The sequence below is a fragment of the Rhizobium sp. RCC_161_2 genome (genome assembly GCF_041355235.1).
GTDB lineage: Bacteria > Pseudomonadota > Alphaproteobacteria > Rhizobiales > Rhizobiaceae > Rhizobium.
Map to the genome: position 1 here is coordinate 142,730 of NZ_JBFUPL010000012.1, position 23,302 is coordinate 166,031.

Sequence of the window (23,302 nt, forward strand, 5' to 3'; positions counted from 1 at the left end):
GATGCTGGCTGGGTGGAGGCCAGCATCTCATGACGGCACCTTTATCGAATGATCTTCGTGAGCGTGTTGTTGCCGCCGTGTTGAGCGGCGAGAGCAGCCGTGCAGTGGCGGCTCGTTTCGAGGTCGCCGTCTCTTCGGTGGTGAAGTGGTCCCAGCGTTATCGCGCGACCGGATCGGTTCGTCCGGGCAAGATGGGGGGCCATCGCAAACGCATTCTGGAGCCACATCGTCGTTTCATTGCTGAGCGGCTTGATCAGAACCCGCATCTGACGCTGCATGGCCTGAAGGCCGAACTGGCATCGCGAGGCATTACCGTCTCTCACAATACGATTTGGGAGTTCATCCGCAGCGAAGGGCTGCGCTTCAAAAAAAACGCTGTTCGCCCTTGAACAGGCTCGTGCCGACGTTGCTCGCAGAAGAGAGCGGTGGAAGACCTTGCAACATCATCTCGATCCTGAACGGCTGGTCTTCATTGATGGTGAGGCGGATAAGCAATCGATCCAGTGAATCGATTGCCCGCCGAACAGGATCAAGACCAACATGACACCCATCAGGGGCTGGGGACTAAAGGGCAAGCGTCTGCGGGCGTTTACGCCGCACGGCCACTGGCGCACGCTGACATTCCTGGGTGCGTTGAGGAGCGATCGGCTGGCAGCGCCTTGTGTCTTCGACGGGCCGATTAACGGCCAGTGCTTTCGCGCCTATGTCGAGCAGCAGTTGGTTCCTATCCTCAAGCCAGGCGATATCGTCATCATGGACAATCTCGGCAGCCACAAGTCGGCGGCCATCCGGCAGACAATCAAAGCAGCCGGAGCACGGCTCTGGTTCCTGCCGCCCTATTCGCCGGACCTCAATCCAATCGAGCAGGCCTTTTCGAAGATCAAGCATTGGATGCGCCAGGCACAAAAGCGGACCATCGACGACACCTGGCGTCATATCGGCAGCCTGGTCGAAACAATCCAACCCGACGAATGCTCAAACTATATCACAAACGCTGGCTATGCTTCCGTCAAAACATGAAATGCTCTAAGCGATGAGAGCAATCTTAAAAGTCTATCCGGTGGCATGGGTTTTGCGACGAAGGACACGCCTTTGGCAAGATGCGCTCCCGTCGTGCGAATAAGACCCGATACCACGGTCGCTTTCCTTTCCGGCCACAACGATAAGACCCTGTTTGCAAGACCGAGGCCATTCATTGATCCTGGCATGTTGATGTCCGTGTAAAGGGTATCAATCTTGTTATTCTTGAGCAGCACCAAAGCCTCATCCGCGTTGGGCTGACACCGGGCTTGCCAGTAGGACCCATAATTTATGCAGCGGTGAAAGGTCAGCACGCCCACCTTATCGCGGCCGCGATTGCCCGAAGCGACACCTGCATCGAGATGGTTTGGCGAATGCCGGCGAGGAGAAAAATGGATCAAGTCGGACATATTCTCTCACGATTCCAAAGGCGGGATTTCTGATCGCCAGAGCTGAATGGTCGAGCATCGGCGGTGCCCACCGAGGCTCCTCATATCTCCGCGAGCCGGCATCAAACCGAAGGTCCGGTCAATTGTTCCCCGCGTAGGGCGCTTCGCACTACATACCGCTGATGACGTCATCAGTTGCAGGCGCTCAAAGGAACATCAAGCTATCCGGTCAACGAACTTGCTGAAGCGGCTGGTATCGCCATCCTTGGTTTTGTCCTGATAAAGGAAGGCAAGCCTGTTCTGATCGAAAATCTTGAAGAATTCGTCCCAGCTGACTTCTTCGAAACCTTCCTCCTTTTCGCCGAAGTCGATGCGAAGCACACCACCTTTTCCCTTTGTGCGGACTACGGATGGTCGGCCGTCTCGCGCTTCCGCCCATTTCTGGATCGTCTTATGGTCGGTCGTTGTTTCAGAACTGCTCATTATTTCCTCCATGGTCTTTCCGCCGCTCCAGCATTGCCATAGCTCACAGCAGCGGCTGGTTTTTCTTCCAGTCACGATAGGGTGCGAGGACCTGCCCCGGAAAGCGTCGTTCGATTTCCTCCTCAACCAACACGATCCTTGACAGGATTTCATCCCGCTCGGCTTCTTCAGCGTCTTCGCTGATCGTTTCCAAGACGTTCATCGCTCCAAAGACGTCGTCATCCGTCATCGCCTCAAGCAAGGAGGCGGCATTTCCGGCTGGTTCTCTCAAAAGATCACTCTGTGGCATCTGCTTCTCCGGAATTATCGCAACGAAACTTCATTCATCGGTGGATGTTCCTGGGCAGAGGGAACAAGAAGGACCGTCAGATGTTCGAGCTTCGACAAAAGGAGGTCATTATGCGAACGCTTATCTATACATCAATCATCCTTGCGACAGCAGGTTCTGCCGCTTTTGCTCAGTCCGCCGCCGAGAAAACCGGTGTGAACTCGGTGATCGGCGTTGCGCCCAAGACCGAAGATTTCGTTTTAGAGGCTGCTAGCAGCGACATGTTCGAAATCGAGTCCAGCAAGCTCGCGCTCCAGCGTTCGGACGACAAGACGAAGGCATTTGCCCAGCAGATGCTGACCGACCATCAAAAGACCTCGGATGAACTGAAAGGACTGATCAGCGCAGGCAAGGTGAAGGCGACAATCCCGGCGGCCATGTCGTCTGCTCATCAGAGCAAGCTGGACGATCTGAAAAAGCTTCAGGGTGACGACTTCACCAAACAGTACCATTCAGATCAGCAGAACGCTCATGAAGACGCTGTCGACCTGTTCAAGCGTTATGGTGACGAAGGGGAGAATGCCGATCTGAAGGCTTGGGCCGCAAAGACCCGCCCCGCCCTGGAGCATCATCTCCAGATGGCCACCGATTTGAATAAGTGATTAGGAGCGGCCCACCAATGGGCCGCTCCTACCAATTCGACAGACCTCGACGTGCGTTTCCCGCCGGCGGAAAAAAGTTGGCAAAGGCTGGTTGGTGGTAGAAGAAAGTTTCGTGCAAGGCGCACCCGTGCTGCGATTGGCAGTCGCTGGAGAAGCGATCAAGGCTCGCCCCGTTCACCCCACCCGCCTGGAGGCCTCCTCTCGAGCGCCGTGTCGAAGTTCGAACTTAAATCGTAGGGACCAGGCTCCCGCCGGAGCGCCTTAAGCTTGGAAACGATCCATTCAATGAACGCTCGGCGTTTTCATCACGGTCGCGAACTCCTCCGCGACCAATTCGCTGATGGCGATCAGGATCTCTTCGCGCGAGAAGCCTGTCTGCAGCGTACTCCGGATCAGATCCTGTAGCTCCGGTTCCATCAGATCGCGGCAATCCTCCAGGCGCTCTTCGGAGATCGTTATGCTGGTGAGTTCTTCCATCTGTTCATCCTTTCCAGGGAAAGTCGCCGCCGGCGACGCCGGGCGTACGCGGCATTCTAGGTTCTATCGAGCAGAGGTCTTTCGTTTGGGCGCAGCGATCAATCCTTCGCGCTGAAGCTTCTTGTGTGCGGCCTTACGGTGGCGGCTGATGGCCTGCGCCTTTTCCCGAACACGGCGTTCGGACGGCTTTTCGTAGGCGCGCCGTTCCTTCATTTCCCGAAATAGTCCTTCGCGCTGCATCTTCTTCTTCAGGACCCTAAGGGCTTGGTCGACATTGTTGTCTCTGACGAGTACCTGCATCGTCTTCTCCTTATTTGTTGTTTCTGTTGTTGAGGGCCCTACCGTTCAGCCGAGCTGATCGAGGATTGGTTCCTGCAGCTCACGACGTGTCAGGAGGCAGGGATAAGACTTCCAGTTCTGGTCGGCCGGGCTGCGGCCTCATCGCGCTCACGCGGTTTCACAGCCGCGGGCGCGGCAGTGGTGTTTGTCTTGTTCAAAGGGTTTACTTCGCGGCCAATCGGCAAGCGTCATCAGTTCTGGTTGGATTTGCCCGTGACGAAACATCCGGAGGGCAGTCGCTTGCCGTCCACGGCAACGCGGCGGATGATTCCCAAGGGGGTGTCTGGCAGATTCTTGATATGGGCACTCGCGAACAAAATTACAATCTCTCCCGGCGTCTGCCTCCGCGCAAAAGGCGAAGGGGGCTTGAACCTCGGGTGCAGTTCATTCGACTTGGAAGAGAAAATCGCAAGTTTAGTGTTCGTTCGCACTTTCGGCCCAGTTCTTCGCCGTTCCCGGTGCTGCCATCTTGGCATGTTGAGAGGCGAGGTCTGTGACGAGCGCGTCGACATTCGCGCACATGCGACCGAATTCAGCAGCGGCAGGTAATGCTGCACAGGCGTCTGGGCCATGCGAAAGGTCAGGCCGCGGTTGATCGCCGAACCCATCGGGATCTTGTCGAGGAAGCCGCCATAAACACCGACGATGGAAACGGTTCCGAAGTTGCGGCAGCAGTGGATCGCCTGGCGAAGGACATGCGGCCGGTCAGTGCCCATGAAGGTCGCGACCTTGATGCGGTCCAATCTGGAATTCCAGCTTGCCGAGGGGTCGGCCTCGGTGCCGACGGCGTCGATGCAGGCATCCGCCCCGCGTCCATCGGTCAGCTCCATTATCCTGTCGTAAATATCCTCGTCCATGAAATCGAGCGTCCGCGCCCCTGACTTCTCGGCAAGCATCAGGCGCTCCGGCACTGTATCGACGGCAATCACACGCTCGGCGCGGAGAATGAACGCCGACTTGATTGCCATCTGCCCAACCGGGCCGCAACCCCAGATGGCAATGGTGTCGCCGGGCTGGATGTTGCAAAAATCTGCCGCCATTTAACCGGTCGGGAAGATGTCAGAGAGAAAGAGCACCTGTTCGTCGGTCAGTCCCTCCGGGATCTTGATCGGTCCGACGTCGGCATAAGGAACACGCAGATATTCCGCTTGTCCGCCGCTGTAGCCGCCGAGAAGATGCGTATAGCCAAACAGACCGGCGGGAGAACTGCCCCACAGTTTCTTCGCTTTCGATGGATCAGGATTGCTGCGGTTGCAGCCCGAGAAGAAACCCCGCTTGCAAAAGAAGCATTCGCCGCATGAGATGGTGAAGGGCACGACGACGCGATCGCCGACCTTGAGCTTTTGTTGTCCTTGCCGACCTCGACGACCTCGCCCATGGTCTCGTGGCCCACGATATCGCCGCTATGCATTCCGGGCATAATGCCGTTATACAAATGCAGGTCGGAACCACAGATGGCACACGCAGTCACCTTGATGATCGCGTCGCGGCCTTCTTGGATCTGCGGATCGGGAACGCTTTCACACCGGATATCGAGCTTGCCGTGCCAGGTCAGTGGCTTCATATCCTCTGTCTCCGTTGATGTATCGCGCCGCGCTGAAACTGCCGCGCGCGACAAACCAAAACCGTACTGCACGGAAGTTGTTCCCTTGAAAAAAGCGGCCTGATCTTCCCTCGCGCCGTCGACGATCCGTTCCGCTTTTGAAGCGCAACATCCGTGGGTGCCTATCTGGGTCTCATGCCGCGACGCAAGCAATCGGGCTCATGGACATGCGTACGCATGCGCAAACAACTACGATATCATGAATCGGTGGGGCCGAGTTCATGTGGGTTGAAGCTATTCGATTGGTTCAACAATGTTGCGATTGCCGTAACCAGCTGCGCGGGAACAAACGGTTTTTCGATCAATATACTTCCAGGCACTCCGTTGGCGGCCCATTCCGCGGCGCTTTCGGCGGTGGTATAAACGATCGGCATGGCCGGTAATAACGCCCGCGCCCGATGGCCGATATCCCAGCCGCTTGGGCCACTTCCCAGCCGAACGTCAGTCACAACAACGCTGAAGCGGCTTGCATCGTGCTCCAGTTCTCTCATTCCCTGATGGCCATCCGCGGAAGCGATGACATGGAAGCCTTGTTCCGTCAGCGTATCCTCGTTTGCGATACGCATCAAAGGTTCGTCCTCGACCAACAATAGGAGCAACTGCTCGGACGATGGCTCTGTCATCTTGTTCCCTCCAGAAGTTCCGACAGAAAATCCATAGGAACGAATTTCAACGCTTTCATGACGCAGTCGTTCTGCTGCCCCTGGAATCGCTTAGGCAATGTAGATCTCCATGCATCTCCGCAAATGCGGTTCTCGTTTACGGCGGGAACAACCGCCCCGGAGGGTAGTTCGGGGTGGACGAGAGAGGAGACGCTGATGGATGTTTCGCGAGCATATTCGAGCCACTTGCGCGCGCGATCAGCTCGCAGCGCCTCGTCTACGGGCTGCTGCGCTGCGGGCCGCGAATCCATTCATTCTCGTTGCATCAACATGATACCGTTACCGCGCCATGACTGTCGCATCGACGTGCCGTCGGATGCCGATAGGCGCAAGTGCCTCATAGCCGGATGTCAAAATCCAAGCCGATGGACGCGGGTTCACGCGCAGAAATCAACGTGCCTGACCGCAGTCAGGGATGGCGCGCGCCTTTCAAGAAAAATGGATACTGCATCTCGTTCTCGGCACGGTCGCGACTGAAAATTTTCCGCGTACCTGGCGCGCGAGTCCTTGAACCAACTTCAGTCCGGACGAGCGGTGTCGAACAGTTTCCCAATCGAAACCGGGACCATCGTCCTCAACATAAAGGCAGATTTTGTCACCAACGGTTATGAGCCCTGCATGAATGGCTCGCTGCTGCTCGCTAACCCCATACTTCACGGCGTTGGTGAGCAGCTCGCTGAGTATAAGAGCTAGAGGCATCGCCATATCGTTTTCCAATGACACGGTGTTGTCTATCTCGTAGCCGACTTTGATGGCTGTCGGGAATGTATGACGGAGGGCCTCACTGACTGCTCTTACCAGCTCTCCAGCTGCGAAATGCGTCGCATTCGTCGTGCGATAAAGGACCTGCTGCGCGGCAGCCATGGCAGCAATCCGCTCGCTGGCATCCCGGAGAATTTGGCGGGCTTCAGCGTTGTCGGTCTTCCGGCTCGCCAAGCTTACCAATGACTGCAGCATCTGCATATTATTCTTAACGCGATGGTTCAGCTCGCTGAACAGCAAATGCAGCTGTGTCTCAGCCTCTTTTCGCTCGCTGACATCAACGAGCATGTTGATACCGCCGATAACAGCGCCAGACTCATCGTGCAAAGGCGTGGGATAGGGAATAAATGGTACACGCGTTCCATCGGGCCTTTCAGCGACCGCTTCCACGCCGCGTACAGCACGGTTCTCCTTAAGCGCTATCGCCATTGGGCATTGATCATGGGATAGAGGCGTACCGTCAGGCCAATATAGTTTCCAGCTGACACACCATTCATCCGCGCCAATTTGAGGCCGCCGACCTGAAAGTTCAGCCGCCGCTTCGTTGAAATAGGTGATCTTGCCTTCTGCATCCGTTGTGTAGATCGCCGCGGGTATCGCCGCGAGCAGGTCCTTCATATGCTGTTCGCTGGCTCTCAGTTTAGTCTCCGCAGCCCTGCGGTCCGAAATATCCCGCGCGATTTTCGAGGCGCCGATAATCCGGCCACGATCATCCAGAATTGGCGAAATCGTCAATGAAATATCGACAAAGCTACCGTCTTTTCTCCGGCGCACGGTCTCGAAATGGTCAACCCGTTCGCCAAGACGAATCCGCCCTAGGATGAGCGGTTCCTCGTCCAGGCGATCCGGCGGAATGATCATCGTAATCGGCTTTCCTATAATCTCTTCGGCCCTGTAACCAAACAGGCGTTCGGCACTTTCGTTCCACGACGTGATGATGCCGTCGAGATCCTTGCTGACAATTGCGTCGTGAGAGGATTCCACAATGGCAACGAGCTGATTTGCTGCGCGCTCGGCGCGTTCACGGGCAACTTCGATCCGAACGCGCTCCACCGCAAATCCGAGCTGTCGGGCGACAGTTAGTGCCAACTGAATCTCTGAATCCATGAAAGGATGAGGACTGCGGTGGTAAAGCATGACCTTACCCAGAAGGCGGTCTTTCGAGACAATCGGAATGAAAGCAAGCGCGCCTATTCCTTCACTGCGTATTGTATCTTTCAGTGGCTCCGTGAGATCTGCTTTGTCGATATCTTCAATCGTGATTGGTTTGGGAGCGGGAGTGTCCTTAGACCAGGGACCGTGACTCTCGACGGCCGATTGATACCGTTGCGATAGACCGCGTGATGCAACAAATGTCAGCGCTCCCGTGTCGTTGAACAGCAAGATGGCGGCACGGTGGAAATGAAGCGCCCGTTCAATCGTATCCAGTGCAAGATGAAAGATTTCGGTAAGACTTCCCATACGTTGGAGGCCATCCGTAAACTCATACAGGGCCGCTTGTTCTTCGACATGCCGTACAAGGGCTGCTTCCGCGACCTTGCGTGCAGTGATATCTTGTTGAACGCGCACCGCATATAGGAACTGGCCCGATGAATCCTTTATAGTTTCGGAGTTGACGGCGATCCATATCTTGGTGCCATCTTTACGCACGAAACGCTTCTCAACACCGTAGCGATCAATGTAGCCACGGATTTGACGTTCGAATTCTCGCATGTCCTCCTCTGCGTTATCAGCCAAGGCTGGATCAAAGATCGACCGTCCGACGAGTTCGTCAATCGGGTAGCCTAGCAAATCCGCAAGGCGGCCGTTTACCCGCTGGAGCTTGCCATCCGCGCTTACCTCGGCGATGCCGATCGCAGCATGGCCATAAATCGCAGCGAGGCGTTGAGCCTGCTCCTGGCCCCTCTCCTCAACGTCGATGCGCTCGCTGATGTCGTGGAAGCAATTGACGGCACCGACAATCTGGCCATCGTCATCTTCGACCGGCTCTATGTGAACCATCGCCCATATCGCGGAACCATCCGGCCGCTCGACTTTCGCGACATCGCCGCGCATTGGAATGCCGGTGCGCAACACAGTGGCCATGGGCGTTTCTTCGCGCGCAATCTGCCGGCCATTGAAATACAACCTGAATGAGCCGCAATAGCGTTCGCTATCGGAACCGATGTCTGGTGTGCGACCCCAAAGCAGCGTGGCCTTCTGGTTGAACCAGAGAATGCGACCTTGCGAATCACATGCGCAGATCGCCAAAGGCAATTTTTCGATGATATCTGGCGCTTGACCGCCCGACAGAATTTCTTGATATCCCGAACGTAGATTTGTAGCCAATAAACCATCACGAACCATGAGCCCATCCCGCTTTGAGCATGCCGAAAACCACGGCAGCGCAAATAACGTCTCCGGACGATGAATGTTCCGGCGTGTTTCCTTTTGCCTGGTCCTCGTCGGCTGCTCCAGTCAGCCCTCGATATGTTCAGGGACAGAAGGCCTCGCGTGGACCGTCGATGGCATCGGCCTTACTGGGAAATCAACACATCGGCCTCGTCACAGGCGGCAATGAACATGCCGCGGACCTGTTCTGCTGTGACGTGACCTTCGAAGCATCGGAAGCAGACCTGTAAAGCGCGCTCGTAGGCTCTCCCACGGGAGCCAGGCCAATCTTGAGATAAGCAATCCGTTGCCTCAGCAGCGTTCCTGATGACTTGAGTGCCGCCAGCGAGGCGAACGACGACCGGATTTCTCCATGCGGTTTGATACATTCCAAATCTCGGTTAGGGCGGTGGGATGTCCGGAGGGAAGACCATCAGGGAGCAATGTCATGTCCTCGCTTCACAACGAACTCGAACAAAGAAGCATCTACTTTGTTCCCGACCATCGACCGATCAAGAGCCATTGCGCTGCTTTGACGCTGGCATGCCGGAGGCGATGTGCTGCGAAAGGCGCCAAATCGGCGTATGACATTGTCAGCCGGCCTTGCGGTCCCGCCAATGGTCAGGAGCAATCTTGCCCTTGGCGAATTCGCAATACAGCGCTGCATACAGGCGAGCACTACGCCCCCAGGAAAAATCCGCTTTCATTGCCTGTAGTTGAAGCCGCCGAAACAGCCTCTGATCCCTGAAAGCAGTGGCCGCTCGTTCGATGGCATGACCGAGCTCATGGGCATTTGGGGGAAAAAACTGAAATCCTGTCGCAGCATCCGCAGCCGTTGCCGCATCATTTGCATCGATGGTGGTTTCAGCAAGCCCCCCCGTCCGCGTGACAATCGGGACCGAACCATAGCGTAGAGCATAAAGCTGCGTTAATCCGCAGGGCTCAAACCGAGAAGGCTGAATGACGAAGTCACTCCCCGCATGGCTAAGATGTGCAATCGCCTCATCATAGCCGATGTGGACTGAAAGCGTCTGCGGAAAAGCCGCAGCAGTGTCACAGAGCATCTCCTCAATGTGCCCATCTCCCTGCCCGCAGACGACAAGTTTACCCTGGCTTTCGGCGATGAAGGGAATAATCTGTGGTAGAAGATCGGCGCCTTTCTGCCAAGTGAGCCGGCTAACGACCGAAAAGATCGGGCCGTCGTCATCCGTCAGGCCGAAGAAATTCAGGAGGTGCTCGCGGTTGAGACGCCGCTGCGCAATTGTTCCGGGTTCGAAGTTGGCCGCAATATAGGGATCGGTCGCAGGATCCCAGATCTCATCGTCGATGCCGTTGACGATTCCGCGCAGTATCCGCCGGCGGCTTCTGAGAATTCCCTCCATCCCCATGCCAAGGTCTTCGGAGAGGATCTCCCGTGCATAGGTCGGGCTCACGGTCGTTAAGGCATTCGCGGTGGCGATGCCGCCCTTGAGAAAGCTGATGTCCCCGTAATATTCCAGGCAGTCGATCGAGTAGACATCGGCGGGCAAACCGAGAGGAGCAAGCCGTTCCGCGGGAAATTGACCCTGGAACGCCAGATTATGGACCGTCAGGACGGTTGGAATCTCGCTTCGCTTGACATGGCGGAGGTAGACGGAGGTCAATGCCGTTGGCCAGTCATGGGTATGAACGAGATCGGGCAGCCAATCTTCCATCAGCCCCGTGGCTATTTCCGCCCCCGCAAGCGAAAGAGCCGCGAAACGCCGATCATTGTCTGTGTGATCCTTGCCGTGCTGGTCCAGATAGGGACCGCCTGGGCGCTCGTAAAGGGTTGGCGCATGCAGCACTAGGACATCGAGATCGCCGATATGAGCCGCCAATAGATTTGCCTGCTCGCCGAGCAGTTCAAACGTTGCGATCTTGCGCGCCGTCTGCACCCTTTCCAGGATCGTTGGATAGCCCGGAACGAGTGTGCGCGTGCTGATACCGTATGATCGCAGCGCTTTCGGCAGAGAACCAGTAACATCGGCCAGCCCCCCTGTCTTGATCAGCGGAAATACTTCCGAGGCGACCGACAATATCTGCATATTTCCTCCTACAGGGCCGCTCCACATGCATCATGCGGCGACCGCTTTCTCCTCCAGGTCGAAATGGCTTACAGCAGCAAAACCCCCTATCGCGCCGAGACCTGAGCCTCGCCGTTGCCACGAACCTGCTGTGAGATTAACCGCTCACCTTCGGCGTAATGACTGAAGCTGACGGCGTTTGGGTCGCGCCGATCTCGACGGATATACATTGCCGTATCGACGTGCTTCCAACCGCTGAAAGTCAAGGAAGTTCCCGATCTTTTATAACCAAATGCAAATTCATCTTTCGATTTTTACAGCCATAGCATTTCAACCTCTAGATGCGATGGAGGCAGCTTTACACTGCGCGGCATCAAGGACTCGCCGCCTTATCTGGATGACGGGCGCCTGATGACGCTGGCCGAGACGGTCGAATTCTTCAATCTCATTCTGAGCGTCAAGCTGACCGAGCAGGAAAAGAAGGATCTCGTCGCATATCTGGTGACGTTATGAGAGCGAAGGAGAAGCCGATCTATCGCCCCGTCATGTTGATCGGCGGACTGCTGATGCTGCATGGCATAGCTGCCGCACAGATCGGCAATCCCGCTGGCATGGGGGTCGACACGAGAATGTCCAAGCCTAGCGTTCCGGCCCCGGACCAGACCAACAATCAGGATAGGCTGTTTGCGCAGCTCGCAACCGCCGGCGGTTTGGCCGAGACGGAATTCGGCAAGATGGCCGCCGGCAAAGCGAAGACCGACGTCGTGAGGCAGTTCGCCAGCATGACGATCCGCGATCACGACGACGCCAATGCCAAGCTCAAGACCCTGGTGGATGATGCCCGCATTCCCGTCCCAACGGCATTGGATCCCGATCACCAGGCGGTGCGCGATCAACTGGCAAAATTAAGCGGCGCGGCCTTCGACGAAGCCTATATCAAGGCGCAGATCGTCGAGCATCAGAAGACGGCGCAGCTGCTTGCCTGGGAAATTTCCATGGGCGAGGATGTCAAGCTGCAGCAATTCGCCGCCGCAATGCTTCCCATCGTGGTCGATCATCTCCAGTGGGCGCAACACATCAATGCGAGCTTGACCGGTTCGGCCGTTCGCACCCCTGTTACCGACAGTGGCGGTCAAAGAAAGCAAACCATAGACCCTCAAGATCAAGGCATTGCCAGCTGGAGAAACCCATGCCTCGGTTTTATGTTCAGGCGATCGGCGCAAGCAGCGCCCAACCTGTTAGTTATGACTTCGACGATGTCGACGCCGCCAAGGCTGAAGCAAGGGCTATCCTCGCCCAGATGGCCACCGGAGGTTTGCCATCGCCGCCGCTCGAGATTTCGGTCTAGCTGTTCGACGAACACCATAGACCAATCTTCGAAATCAGGCCGATCGTCGAAGAGATCCCCAAATAGCACCCTTGCCCGGATAACCGCGATCATCAAACCTTCGGTCTAAGCAAAATTGGAACCGTGTCCCCGAAAAGTGCGCGTTCAAGGGCGGTTGCGGCGAAGCTCCAGGGAGCAAGGCGGGACAACGCAGAACGCGCCGGCGGGCGGTTCCAAAGGTGCTGCGCCGAAAGCAAGCCCTGATAGCACCGGCAGGCTCGCCGGCTACGGGACCAACGGGAACTCAACCCCACAAGAACGGCAAGACATCCACCCCTGGACGACACAGCCACGCTCCGGTTCGCAGTCCGACAGCCAAAACCCGGCTTCCCCGCCTTCCAGTCCCAGATGTCATCGGCAAGCAAGCAGAGCGGTTCGGATCAGCCCAAGTCTTCTAAGGACGCCAGCGAGCAGAGTGGCGCGTCCAACAAAACCGGCTTTCAACAAAGTTCCTCGCAGGCTTCGCAAGGCGACACCGGCGGCAACACGGCTACAAACACCAATATCACCGTCGAACAGAAAACGCAGGTGCAGCAGGTCATCAAGGAAGCTCATCAGGCCGATCAGCAAGACCGACGTCCGGATATCCGGGGGCTCGAATATTCCTTGCTCGATAGAGCGGGAACCGCTTCCACCACGGGTCGTCCAGGTCGTACCGCAATACGAAGCCGATCGCTTTTTTCGTGCTCGACGACGGAATCATCGTCATCGTTGATCCAACCACCGTGAAGATCGCCTACGTCGTTAAAGGCTGACGATATCGATCATAGCGGAAGCCTGCAGACGGATTTCATCGGCTTCGGAACCGCCACCCTACCGAAGAGTTCGGCTTATCGAATTGGAGAGCCGCTATGAAAATCACAATGCGATATGGACCGGTATCGGGCCAGCGGTTCGAACGGACGACGGTCATCCCGTTGCGCTTGCACGGGCGGCTTGCCTAATGGCGCAAGACTCTTCCGACAAGAATCAAAAAAAGTACGCATCAGGCTTTGGCGGTGCTCTGGGCCGCGGCATTGTCTCCGGCGCCGCCGCCGACGATCCTTCGGCGATCGGCACCTATGCCAGCGCCGGCGCACGCTTCGGACCAGACATCCTATGGACCGCGCCGATCACGCTGCCGATGATGTTCACCGTCGTCTATCTCTCTTCCAAGCTCGGGCAGGTATCCGGCCGAGGTCTCTTCCAGGCGATCCACGATTTCTATCCTCGCTGGCTGCTTTGGATCGTCCTCATAAGTGTTGTGCTCGGCAATACGATCGAAGCCGCCGCCGATCTCGGCGCCATCGCCGCCTCCATCGGCCTCTTCGTACCTCTGCCGGTGCCGCTCCTCGTGGTGATCGTCGCCGCAACCATTTTCGCCTTGCAAGTTTTCGGCTCCTATCTGCTGATCCGGAAGATCTTCCGCTGGCTCGCCTTGACGCTGGTATCCTATGTGGCCGCAGCCCTTCTCGCCAAGCCGGATGTGATGGCGACTTTGAAGGGCACCTTCGTTATCTCGATCCAGTTCGACAAGGAATTCCTGTCCATACTCGTCGCCATCATCGGCACGACGCTTTCCGCCTATCTTTACACCTGGCAGTCCAATGAAGAGGTCGAAGAGAAGATCGCCAATGGGGAGACCACCCTGAAGCAGCGCCAGGGCGCGACCGACGGCGAGTTGCGTAGTTCGGGTCGCGAGATCCTCATCGGAATGCTCTTCTCCAATCTGATCATGTATTTCATCATTCTCTGCACCGGCACGACGCTTCATGCCAACGGACAGATGGATATCGACACCGCCGCCCAGGCAGCAGAAGCCTTGAAACCGGTCGCCGGCGACGCGGCCGGCTACCTGTTTGCGGCCGGCGTGATATCCGTCGGTTTTCTCGCAGTTCCCGTCATGACCACCGGCGCTGCTTACGATCTCGCACAATCGTTCGGTTGGAACGGAAGCCTGCATGCAACCGCCCGCGAGACACCAAGTTTCTATGTCATCATCGCCGCTGTGACCGCCATTGCCGTCGTGATGAATTTTCTCGGGTTCAACCCGATGAAGGCGCTGGTGTGGTCGGCCATCGTGCAAGGCTTCTCGACCCCACCGCTTTTGCTGCTCATCGTGTTGATGACCAACAACCGGGAGATCATGGGCGATCAAGTCAACTCGCGCGCCATCAACGTCCTGGCATGCGTGACGACGGCAGCAATTTTTGCCGCGAGCTTCGGCCTCATCGTCAGTTGGTTCTATGACGTGCCACCGAAGGTAATGACTGATTCTCCTGTCCTAACGTGCGCAGGAGCTTAGCTCCTTGCTTCTTCTCGTGCATAGCTGAAGGCTCGGTGGCCGCTCCGTGGGGATTCCATCATCACTGCGCATGCCGTCAATCTCATCCGCAAGTTTTCCGGCCGGAAACGACAATCGCATCGCCGCAGAGCCGTTGCCGAAATTGCAGTGCCCAATGGCGGCACTACATCCTTCGCCTTTCCTTATCTCTGGGCTGACGAGATGGTGTTTACCGAAACGGTTCCTTCGAGCACACCTCGGCGCAGGTCACGGCGCCCGTGTTCAACTTCAATCACGGTGTAGAGTTTGTCGTCTCTGAAAGCGCTAGCGTTCGACGTGGTGCCATCCTCAGCCGGCGCGGCGTCTACTTCCATGAAATCGAGTTCGCGGGCCGAAGCGACAATTCTTGCGTCTCCAGATGTTCTCGCGGCGACAAGCAGCACACCTTGGCTAGGCGCGTTTTGCCAGCGAGGATCGTCGGGCGCGGCGAGCGGTTCAAGGCGGTAGACATTCAGAGCCTCGAAACCCATCAAATCATCCGTTCCCTTGCGAGCCGCATCGGCGATCTGCGCTTGGCTTTCCACCGAGCGGCCGAAAGTAGTGGAGCTGGTGGCGTTGTTCGGATCATCGCCGCCGGTCTTTACAACATTGGACATGATTTCCTCCATATTGAGGGGAAACGAACGAGAGCAGTGGACGTTCCCGCTTGGGCGGAGACAAGATTTGTTTTCGCCCGCGAATGACCCTCTGCTCCAACGACGCAAGTCCGCAAGCTCGGGCGGTGGGCTGGCGCCGTTGCTCTGCCGGAATCGTTACCCACTATTGAAGGATCTGGATAAAACGCCAGCGCCGACTGGCCGCCTGAACGATTGGCCGCCGCATGGGAGTGAGCATGAGTTCGCAGCTTCGCTTTATGACATCAAAAAGGAACTGAACAGCGATCCTCACCTCCGCACGCGACGACTGAGCTTCCTCACGATCGCATCACCGTGCAGCACTTTCGCGACGCGTGTCCCCGCGCGATGGAGTGTTCGTCTCAATGACTGGTTCGTGCCGGGATGGACCGCCGAGAGGCGCATAGGCCGTTGGTTCGTTGAAATGGAAGCGGAGGCCGAGGCTTTCGCCGGCGAAGGGAAGAGATGCCTTTGCGCTCGATCGGACGGAAAGCCGCTATCTCCAGATGGCCACTCTTTGAATAAGCCATCGGCGTCGGTCATTTTTGCCACCCAAGGCTTGCCGGCACAGAGACCCGAGATGGCTTGGATGGCGGGAAAACAGTCACCCGCCGCCGGTTAGCCCAGCCGCCGTCCTGTCCGAAAAGTATTGACACGGATTCAACCCTCGCGCGCCTTGGGTATGTCGGCCAGAAGCCAGTCGCCCTGCCCCTCACGACCAGAATTGTTGCCAAAGGCGACGGCCTTCGCACAGCGGCGATGCTCTGCAAGAGCCTCGGAACAAAATGTAGGGCTCGACGTTGCAATGTTCATCAATTCACGTTCGGAGGTATCACAAAATGGGTCGTGGCATCCTGCTCTGGTTTCTCGGTATTCCGTTGCCGATCGTCATTCTTCTTGTTCTGTTTACCCGTTAGGAGGCGCTCATGCCCTCGGCCGAAAATCTACTTGCCGGCGCAGCGCCTGTCGAATCCCCGAAGTCGGCCATAACGTGGGGTCCGATCATCGGAGGCGCCGTTGCAGCGACAGGCACGTCACTCATTCTTCTGCTCTTGGGATCGGGCTTCGGTTTGACCAGGGTGTCGCCGTGGTCCGGCGAGAGCAGTTCAGCGGTAACAGTTGGCGTAACCGCTGCGATCTGGCTGGTCGTGGTGCAATGGCTGTCGTCGGCTCTCGGCGGATATTTGACTGGACGGCTGCGCACAAAATGGGCCGCAGTCCATACCGACGAGGTATTTTTCCGCGATACCGCACATGGCTTTCTGAGCTGGGCGTTGGCTACAATGTTCGTCGCCGGATTTCTCGCATCCTCACTAACATCGCTCGCCGGGGCCGGCGCAAGCGCTACAGGAAGTCTTGCGAATGCGACGGCCGCTGCGGCTTCCGCGACCGCGGCATCGAACGGTGGCCTCGATCTTTCGACCGCCTATTTTACCGATGCCTTGCTTCGGCCAGCGCAGGCCAGCGACCGCGCGCGTAATGACGACGGAGCGGCCGCTGCGGAAGTTTCTCGCATCCTGTTGCAGGGTGCAGCGAGCGGCCAGATCCCGGACGGCGATAAGACCTATATCGCCGGGATTGTCTCGGCTCGAAGCGGACTTTCGGAAGCGGACGCACGCACGAGGGTCGAGACGATGCTCAAGCAAATCGATGATGCCAAAACCGCCGCGAAGGCAGCTGCGGACAAAGCGGGGAAGGCTGGAGCTACAACTGCGTTGATCGGATCTCTGTCTTTGCTGATAGGCGCTTTCATCGCCTCAGCGGCGGCGGCCGTGGGCGGCAGGCAGCGCGATGAGGAGGAAGACATTCTGACAGCTGAGTGACATTCGGCCATTTAATCGTCAGCCACGCTGCCGGATGCGGCTTGATGTGTGGTAGCTTTAACCTGGATGCCTGATGGCCCACCCTTCTCACAAACCTGGATAAATGCACCATTGGGCAAATTTCGATGCGATCTCGATGTCGGTAACGGTAAGAACTGAAAACAGATTGGGCGCGCCGGGTTCCGATGAGGCGGTGATGGGCGCCGCTATCTGAAATCGCGTTGCGTTCTGCATCGACAAAGCCCAACGGATAGATGTGCCAGAAGATGGCGTGATCAATCCAGCCGCGCGGGCTGGCCGTCATTCCGCAAGGTCCTTTGCATGGAATGCAAGCTTCAGCATGGATTGAGCAGCTGTCGTCAGGCCGGCGCGCTCTTCGTCTGTCAACACTGTTGCCATTGCCTTTTCCAACCATCGCTGCCGTGCATTCAGGTCTTCGATCAAGGCTGTTCTTCCTTTCTCCGTAAGACCAATCCGAAGGGCACGACGGTCCACGATGTTCCGTTGCCGTTCAACCAGGCCAACACGCTCCAGATTGCCGACCAGGCGGGTCAGCGACTGTGGCTGCAATCGTTCCTCGGCCGCTAAGCGCGTCGCTGGAATAGGACCGAGCCGGCTGAGCGTTCCGAGGATGCTGAGGGCGGCTAAAGTGACCGTCCCCTCCGGGCGCTCAGCCCAAAGCCGACGGCCGAGTGCCGGCACGGCTTTCCGGATCGGCGGGGCTTCCTCTCGGGGATCAATTTGCACATAATACGCATAGCGTATTATGTTCGATTGGCCAGCCCGCTTCAAACTATTGCGATACCTGTCGAGCGCCTCTTGAACAGGCAGTTTGGCAAAACTAAATCTGAGTCGCCGGACACGATCGTCAATTTGCAGCCGCTGGATTTCGTCAGGTGAGCTTCCCAACGAGTTCCGCATAGTCGGAGAAAGTGAACTTGCGGCCGCGCTGGGAAGCCTCGTTGGCGAGGGCGAGGACCCGGATTGGAAACAGGGTCGCAGCCCGATTGGAGGCGGAGAGCTGGTGATCGTCATCCTCTCCGACTGCCTTCTCCGCCTGCCTGAGTGCCTCCGCCATCTCCTGGTGAGTAAGGATGCCCTTCCCTACTAAAGTCTCTGAGATCGCCGCTAACGCCATGATGAGACCTTCGAGCTGTAGATTGGCTGTATTCAAGATTGACCTCCCGATGTTGGCGTTGTCGCTGGTGGTGAACGCTTCCTTAGCCATAGAAGAACGCGGATTTCCTCCTCGTCCATCCACTGTAAAAGCCGCTCGCTCTTTGTCTTCAATTTGAAAACATCTTTAAGGCTGCCCGCACGAAAGTCTTCGAAGACGGCGGGATGGATGTAAGCGGACCTGCAGACGGACCGAGTATTGACCAGCTTGGCGGCAACACGGTCGACGGCTTCATTGAGTTGACGAGCGACTGCTCTTTCCGAGGCCGCGGGTTCCATCGGTGCAAGCGCGTCGACCGCCATACATGTCGCGCCCCAGGTGCGGAACTGACGCGAAGTGAACTCGTCGCCAGTGACCTCCCGGATGTAAGCGTTGACATCGTGGGAAGAGATCTGACGGCAAGCGCCTTCGTCGCAGATATATTGAAATAAGTGCTGGCCGGGCAGCTCCTGCAGGTCGCGCACGACTTTGGCGATGCGCCTGTCGCTATGGACGAGGTTCCATTCCTTGCCGGATTTGCCCTTGAACCGGAACTTCACATCGCCACCCTCTACCTTTACATGCCGGTTACGCAACGTGGTCACTCCATAGGAGCGGTTCGTTTCCGCATAGGTGTTGTTTCCAATGCGGATGTAGAGGTTGTCGAGCATCCATACGACTGTCGCCAGAGCCCTTTCCATCGTCAGACCGCGGCCGCGTAGATCGACATTAACGCGCTCGCGGAGATCGGGAAGACGATGCGCGAAGTCGACCAGATGCTCGAACTTCGCACGCGCACGTTCCTTGTGCCAATTTGCGTGGTAGCGATATTGTCTGCGGCCGCGAGCATCGGTGCCGGTCGCCTGTAGATGCGTGTGCGGGTTCGTCGAGATGATGACGTCCGTATAAGCCGGCGGAATGGCCAACGCATCTAGTCGGGCTATTTCGGCCGCGTCGGTGATCCGGCGCCCGTTGGGCATATAGTAGAGGAAGCTCTTCTTGCCCCGCTTGCGCGTAATCCCGGTTTCAAGGCCTGCGATGTAAACGAGACCGGAGGCAAGCTTGGCTTCAGCGGTTGCCGCGGCAGTATCGCTTTTTGAAATCATCTGGTTCATGACGCGATAACTCCGACGGTGCGCTCGGTGTTCCGCTGTTTTGCTGGTGTTCGTCTCACCGGCTTAGCAGGCTGCTGCAAAACGCCTCGTCACTCGGCTGAGTTTGTGATTCACTGTTTGTATTGCGTGCGGGAGTGGATTGATGCGCGGACGATCAGATCATGGTGATGCGCTTTTTAGTTTCGTGCGGCTGGAGGAGCGTGTTCCGGCTGATCATCCGCTTCGGGCGATCCGGGCGCTGACGGACGAGGTCCTGACGTCACTCAGCGCTCGGCTTGAGGTGCTTTATGCACGCGTCGGCCGGCCGCCCATCCCGCCCGAGATGCTGCTTCGCGCAACGCTGTTGCAGGCCTTCTTCTCGATCCGCTCCGAGCGGATGCTGATGGAGCAGATTAGCTACAATCTCTTGTTTCGCTGGTTTGTCGGGCTTTCGATGGACGCCGATGTCTGGCACCCCACCGGCTTCACGCACAATCGCGACCGGCTGCTGGAAGCGGATGTGGCGCGGGACTTCCTGGCGGGCCTGATATCGCTGCCGAAGGTCAAGCGGCTGATGTCGAGCGAGCATTTTTCGGTCGACGGCACGCTGATCGACGCCTGGGCGAGCATGAAGAGCTTCCGGCCAAAGGACGGTTCGGGCGATCCGCCGCAGCCGGGACGCAATGGCGAGCGCGACTTTCATGGCGAGAAACGCTCAAACGAGACGCACGCCTCGACCACCGATCCCGATGCGCGGCTCTACCGCAAGGCCAATGGCCGGGAAAGCCGGCTGTGCTACATGGGTCATGCGCTGATGGAGAACCGCAACGGGCTTGTCGTCGATGCCGAACTGACGCTGGCGACCGGGCTGGCCGAGCGCGAGGCAACCCTTGTTATGCTCGACCGGCGAAGCGCAAAGAGCCGGCGCATCACGCTCGCTGCCGACAAGGCCTATGATGTCGAAGCGTTTGTCGGGAGCTTGCGTGAGCGCAAGGTCACGCCGCATATTGCCATCAACGGCACCGTTTCAAAGACCGGCAAGGTCCGCAAGACCGCCATCGACAGGCGCACCACCCACCATCCCGGCTACGGCATCAGTCTACGCTGCCGCAAGCGCATCGAGGAGGTGTTCGGCTGGATCAAGGCGCAGGCCGGTTTTGCCAGGGTCAAGGTTCGAGGCAGGCCCAAAGTTGCCGCGGTCTTCGGATTCGCCGTCGCCGCCTACAACCTCGTCAGGCTGCCGAAACTGCTCTCGGCCATGCCTGCCGGCTAAAAGGCCATGGGGTGAAATCCCCCCAAGACAATCTATCGACTGCCAAAATATCCCGATCGACCTCAAAGATCCCCAAACCAATCAAAACTCACCTCAACATCCTGTTTTGCAGCAGCCTGTTAGAGGAAAAAAACGGCTTCAGCCGCGGTGTCGGAGGTAGTTGTCTGGATGGGCGAGTTGCATAAAGCCGGACCCATTCTCTTGGAAGGAGCGATCCCCGGTCCACACCCGAACCTGCTCCTCAGATGTGAGTGGTATGGGAGAATGGCCCGCGCTTTACGACGTCGCTGTTGAGGCAGTATGGAAGACTTATGAAGTCGAAAGAACGCGCGTGACTTTCGGGTGAAATGCCAGCCTCACGTTAGAGATCAATCGAAAATCCCGCCCGCCAATCTACTCCGCATGCCCCCGTGATGCCGCGCTCAGGGAAACGACCGGCTTGCCAACCGCTATCGAGGACGCCGCGACACTCAGTCGCGCCCTTTGCCAGGGATGCGTCCAACGTCGGTGCCACTGATGTCCCGCTAAGTTGGAGGATCTTATCCGTGCTGGAGTCAGGTGATTAAGGAGGCCGACGTCCGATTTCACATGCTTTGTCCGCCCCACTCGGCAACAGCGTATTTGACGCGTTTGGTTTGGCAACTGCACACGAGGTTGCAGTGTCGCTGACCAGGAGGTCAAAGCCGCCGCCCATCAATCAAAACGTTTCACCGGGCTTAATGGCTGCTTTCAAGCGCGGTCAAACGTGAATGATGTGAGCAAGGTGGTGACGAAATTGCTCGCCTTTTCTTTAACAAGAACCTCGGTCCATTCGTCCGTGCCACGCAGCCTCAGGTCCGAATAGATGTTGTCGACCGCCGCCTCTTCGATGCGCTTGACATGTCCCAGGAATGCCACCTCGCCACCTGAGTGATACATGTCCCGGATGACCATCCGCAGGATTTCCTGAATCGCGATTTGCCAGGCCGTGTTGATCGCCTGAAGCTCGTTTGCACCGTCTGCCATGGGGAAATCCTATAAATTGCTGACCTCAAGCAGCGATCTACGGCACGCTGCCAATGGGAGATTGCTTGGAAGCCGGAAGCGACGGTCACTCCGTCGCTGCATTCACCGTCACAGAACGGCTAGGCCAGAACCCTAACTAACCTGTCACGGCGTCCTGGCGCGTTTAGCGACGAGGGCGGCCGTGGCTACAGCGCGGTCGTGCGTTTCTTTTGCCAGCCGCGCTTCACGAAGGCGCAGGGTCTTTTCCTCGCGGGAGCGAACAATAGAATCGAGTTCATCGACGGCTCTGTTTCGGGCGAAAAATTGCGATTGCGCATCGCCGAAGGCAATCTCCTCCTGCTGGCGAGATTTACGGTGTGTCTGTGTCATGGTTTTTTCCGATTGGAGGCCGCAAAAGGTCGCGGCAACAAAAAAGGCCAGGCAATTTGCCTGACCTTGGTTGGTATCATGCTCTCACAGTGCCAGTACATCCGTGGTCAAGGGAAAGCAGATACCGGATGGTTTAGGCAGCCTGCAGATTGCAGGCGGACATCTTGCCCGACTTGTTGTCGCGCTCGAGTTCGAAGCCGATCTTCTGGCCTTCGACGAGTTCGCGCATTCCGGCGCGCTCGACGGCAGAGATGTGGACGAACGCGTCAGCGCCGCCATTGTCAGGCTGAATAAAGCCGAAGCCTTTTGTGGAATTGAACCATTTAACTGTGCCAGTGGTCATGATGAACCCTTTCATAGCAATAGAGGAACCACAACGCCAAAGCGCTGCGAATTGGATAGCGATTTTTGAAAGGAAGGTTCGTTCAGGGCGCGGTGCTAAACGCGCGGTAACCAAAGCTCAGCAAGCAAATATCGATGTCCCGCATATAGGCGGCCCGCACCATATTGTCAACTTTTAGTTTTGCTCGCCAGCGGTTCTCGGCAACTGGTTGCGCTACAAGGGTCAACACTCGACCTAAAGAGTAACCGTCCGCCAGCTTCTAGCGATCTGCTTTCCGCTTCAGTGCGCACTCACTCGCGATGAAAGGTTCTGCGCGGAACGCCCCAACGATTTGCGTATGATCGACTAGACGACAATGGCAGCAAACCCCGCTTGGCGGAAGGGCAACAATCTCCCGCCCTTAAGGCTTTTATCAAGGCGGGAATTTGCATTATGCCCGGCCATTATGGCAATGACTGCAAACGGAACGGCCGCGAAAGCGCACCCGAGAAAGTCGTAGCGCTGTTGTACGCCCTCGGCTCGCGGATTCACTCAGGACCCCAAATTGCGATCGTTCGTGTACTTCGCGCCGAGGGGGACCTCCTCAATGTTCGCAAGAACACCCTCTCTCATTAGAAATCGGCGCACGTTCTCCCGTATTGCCGGCAGAGGAAATACTCCCTGAGCGGCTAACCGACATGCCCTCACCAAGACCTCATATGTGGCGCCCTGTTTTTCTACCGGCCAATCATCCAGTAAGTCGAAAACATCTTCCAGGCTCGCAAGCTCCTGGATATAGCGGCCCTTTTTCAGAAATAACGGCTTGTCAAACAGCGTATTCGCCATAGCGGCCTCC

Annotated in this window: 23 protein-coding genes and 4 pseudogenes; 8 read left to right on the forward strand and 19 right to left on the reverse strand. The window is 57.2% G+C overall.

Annotation, left to right across the window (positions count from 1 at the left end; all coding sequences use genetic code 11):
* Window positions 1–29: 29 nt before the first annotated feature.
* Window positions 30–1,020 (forward strand): annotated as a pseudogene (locus AB6803_RS26705) (IS630 family transposase).
* Here the strand turns inward: AB6803_RS26705 and AB6803_RS26710 are convergent.
* The 3 genes from AB6803_RS26710 to AB6803_RS26720 all read right to left on the reverse strand — a co-directional run bounded on the left by AB6803_RS26710 (window position 999) and on the right by AB6803_RS26720 (window position 2,181).
* Complete coding sequence (locus tag AB6803_RS26710) at window positions 999–1,430, reverse strand: response regulator transcription factor (RefSeq protein WP_371111720.1); 432 nt, start codon at window positions 1,428–1,430, stop codon at window positions 999–1,001. The pseudogene AB6803_RS26705 and the gene AB6803_RS26710 overlap by 22 nt on opposite strands.
* Before the next feature lie 195 nt (window positions 1,431–1,625).
* Window positions 1,626–1,892: a hypothetical protein gene (locus AB6803_RS26715; RefSeq protein ID WP_371111721.1), complete on the reverse strand. Its 267-nt coding sequence runs from the start codon at window positions 1,890–1,892 to the stop codon at window positions 1,626–1,628.
* A gap of 43 nt (window positions 1,893–1,935) precedes the next feature.
* Window positions 1,936–2,181 (reverse strand): hypothetical protein, encoded by a 246-nt coding sequence (locus AB6803_RS26720; protein WP_371111722.1) that lies wholly within the window; start codon window positions 2,179–2,181, stop codon window positions 1,936–1,938.
* A 110-nt stretch (window positions 2,182–2,291) separates the two neighbouring features.
* Between AB6803_RS26720 and AB6803_RS26725 the strand changes: the two genes are divergently transcribed.
* Window positions 2,292–2,822 (forward strand): DUF4142 domain-containing protein, encoded by a 531-nt coding sequence (locus AB6803_RS26725; protein WP_371111723.1) that lies wholly within the window; start codon window positions 2,292–2,294, stop codon window positions 2,820–2,822.
* 282 nt (window positions 2,823–3,104) lie between these two features.
* On the opposite strand, the gene AB6803_RS26730 is transcribed toward AB6803_RS26725, so the two are convergent.
* From AB6803_RS26730 to glgA, 7 genes and pseudogenes are all read right to left on the reverse strand, one after another.
* Window positions 3,105–3,299 (reverse strand): hypothetical protein, encoded by a 195-nt coding sequence (locus AB6803_RS26730; RefSeq protein ID WP_371111724.1) that lies wholly within the window; start codon window positions 3,297–3,299, stop codon window positions 3,105–3,107.
* Window positions 3,300–3,362: 63 nt separating this feature from the next.
* Window positions 3,363–3,599: a 30S ribosomal protein S21 gene (rpsU, locus tag AB6803_RS26735; protein WP_371111725.1), complete on the reverse strand. Its 237-nt coding sequence runs from the start codon at window positions 3,597–3,599 to the stop codon at window positions 3,363–3,365.
* 572 nt (window positions 3,600–4,171) lie between these two features.
* Window positions 4,172–5,202, reverse strand: a pseudogene (locus AB6803_RS26740) (zinc-dependent alcohol dehydrogenase); the annotation flags it as partial.
* Window positions 5,203–5,438: 236 nt separating this feature from the next.
* Complete coding sequence (locus AB6803_RS26745) at window positions 5,439–5,864, reverse strand: response regulator (protein WP_371111726.1); 426 nt, start codon at window positions 5,862–5,864, stop codon at window positions 5,439–5,441.
* Window positions 5,865–6,332: 468 nt separating this feature from the next.
* Window positions 6,333–9,011: a PAS domain S-box protein gene (locus AB6803_RS26750; RefSeq protein ID WP_371111727.1), complete on the reverse strand. Its 2,679-nt coding sequence runs from the start codon at window positions 9,009–9,011 to the stop codon at window positions 6,333–6,335.
* A gap of 170 nt (window positions 9,012–9,181) precedes the next feature.
* Window positions 9,182–9,424 carry a DUF982 domain-containing protein gene (locus AB6803_RS26755; RefSeq protein WP_371111728.1) on the reverse strand — a complete coding sequence of 81 codons (243 nt, stop codon included), beginning with the start codon at window positions 9,422–9,424 and terminating at the stop codon, window positions 9,182–9,184.
* Between the two features lie 204 nt (window positions 9,425–9,628).
* The gene (gene glgA / locus AB6803_RS26760) at window positions 9,629–11,101 is read right to left on the reverse strand and encodes a glycogen synthase GlgA (protein WP_371111796.1); all 1,473 of its coding nucleotides are present in this window, start codon (window positions 11,099–11,101) and stop codon (window positions 9,629–9,631) included.
* A 333-nt stretch (window positions 11,102–11,434) separates the two neighbouring features.
* On the opposite strand from glgA, the pseudogene AB6803_RS26765 reads away from it, so the two are divergent.
* Both AB6803_RS26765 and AB6803_RS26770 read left to right on the forward strand, forming a co-directional pair.
* Window positions 11,435–11,593 (forward strand): annotated as a pseudogene (locus AB6803_RS26765) (cytochrome B6); the annotation flags it as partial.
* Window positions 11,594–11,709: 116 nt separating this feature from the next.
* The gene (locus AB6803_RS26770) at window positions 11,710–12,537 is read left to right on the forward strand and encodes a DUF4142 domain-containing protein (protein ID WP_371111797.1); all 828 of its coding nucleotides are present in this window, start codon (window positions 11,710–11,712) and stop codon (window positions 12,535–12,537) included.
* Window positions 12,538–12,818: 281 nt separating this feature from the next.
* Here AB6803_RS26770 and AB6803_RS26775 read toward each other — a convergent pair whose 3' ends face one another.
* Complete coding sequence (locus AB6803_RS26775) at window positions 12,819–13,037, reverse strand: hypothetical protein (RefSeq protein WP_371111729.1); 219 nt, start codon at window positions 13,035–13,037, stop codon at window positions 12,819–12,821.
* 373 nt (window positions 13,038–13,410) lie between these two features.
* Between AB6803_RS26775 and AB6803_RS26780 the strand changes: the two genes are divergently transcribed.
* Entirely contained in the window at window positions 13,411–14,751 is a 1,341-nt protein-coding gene (locus AB6803_RS26780; RefSeq protein WP_371111730.1) for an Nramp family divalent metal transporter, read from the forward strand.
* 182 nt (window positions 14,752–14,933) lie between these two features.
* Here AB6803_RS26780 and AB6803_RS26785 read toward each other — a convergent pair whose 3' ends face one another.
* Window positions 14,934–15,386 (reverse strand): hypothetical protein, encoded by a 453-nt coding sequence (locus AB6803_RS26785; RefSeq protein ID WP_371111731.1) that lies wholly within the window; start codon window positions 15,384–15,386, stop codon window positions 14,934–14,936.
* 327 nt (window positions 15,387–15,713) lie between these two features.
* Here AB6803_RS26785 and AB6803_RS26790 point away from each other — a divergent pair.
* Together AB6803_RS26790 and AB6803_RS26795 are read left to right on the forward strand one after the other, a co-directional pair.
* Window positions 15,714–15,910 (forward strand): annotated as a pseudogene (locus AB6803_RS26790) (hypothetical protein); the annotation flags it as partial.
* Between the two features lie 420 nt (window positions 15,911–16,330).
* A complete protein-coding gene (locus AB6803_RS26795; protein WP_371111732.1) occupies window positions 16,331–17,227 on the forward strand; it encodes a hypothetical protein in 897 nt (298 codons plus the stop codon).
* A 300-nt stretch (window positions 17,228–17,527) separates the two neighbouring features.
* Here the strand turns inward: AB6803_RS26795 and AB6803_RS26800 are convergent, their stop codons facing one another.
* The 3 genes from AB6803_RS26800 to AB6803_RS26810 are packed head-to-tail and all read right to left on the reverse strand — an operon-like array spanning window position 17,528 to window position 19,498.
* Window positions 17,528–18,136, reverse strand: coding sequence for a MarR family winged helix-turn-helix transcriptional regulator (locus tag AB6803_RS26800; RefSeq protein WP_371111733.1), 609 nt, complete (start codon window positions 18,134–18,136; stop codon window positions 17,528–17,530).
* Window positions 18,120–18,401: a hypothetical protein gene (locus AB6803_RS26805; RefSeq protein WP_371111734.1), complete on the reverse strand. Its 282-nt coding sequence runs from the start codon at window positions 18,399–18,401 to the stop codon at window positions 18,120–18,122. The genes AB6803_RS26800 and AB6803_RS26805 overlap by 17 nt, the downstream gene beginning before the upstream one ends.
* On the reverse strand, window positions 18,398–19,498 hold the full coding sequence (locus AB6803_RS26810; protein ID WP_371111735.1) for a DNA topoisomerase IB: 1,101 nt from the start codon (window positions 19,496–19,498) through the stop codon (window positions 18,398–18,400). The genes AB6803_RS26805 and AB6803_RS26810 overlap by 4 nt, the downstream gene beginning before the upstream one ends.
* Before the next feature lie 142 nt (window positions 19,499–19,640).
* On the opposite strand from AB6803_RS26810, the gene AB6803_RS26815 reads away from it, so the two are divergent.
* A complete protein-coding gene (locus AB6803_RS26815; protein WP_371111736.1) occupies window positions 19,641–20,750 on the forward strand; it encodes an IS5 family transposase in 1,110 nt (369 codons plus the stop codon).
* Between the two features lie 729 nt (window positions 20,751–21,479).
* Here AB6803_RS26815 and AB6803_RS26820 read toward each other — a convergent pair.
* The 4 genes from AB6803_RS26820 to AB6803_RS26835 all read right to left on the reverse strand — a co-directional run bounded on the left by AB6803_RS26820 (window position 21,480) and on the right by AB6803_RS26835 (window position 23,292).
* Window positions 21,480–21,755: a hypothetical protein gene (locus AB6803_RS26820; protein WP_371111737.1), complete on the reverse strand. Its 276-nt coding sequence runs from the start codon at window positions 21,753–21,755 to the stop codon at window positions 21,480–21,482.
* A gap of 144 nt (window positions 21,756–21,899) precedes the next feature.
* A complete protein-coding gene (locus tag AB6803_RS26825) occupies window positions 21,900–22,124 on the reverse strand; it encodes a hypothetical protein (protein WP_371111738.1) in 225 nt (74 codons plus the stop codon).
* A gap of 133 nt (window positions 22,125–22,257) precedes the next feature.
* Window positions 22,258–22,467: a cold-shock protein gene (locus tag AB6803_RS26830; protein WP_003504088.1), complete on the reverse strand. Its 210-nt coding sequence runs from the start codon at window positions 22,465–22,467 to the stop codon at window positions 22,258–22,260.
* 531 nt (window positions 22,468–22,998) lie between these two features.
* Entirely contained in the window at window positions 22,999–23,292 is a 294-nt protein-coding gene (locus tag AB6803_RS26835; RefSeq protein ID WP_371111739.1) for a DUF982 domain-containing protein, read from the reverse strand.
* Window positions 23,293–23,302 lie beyond the last annotated feature (10 nt).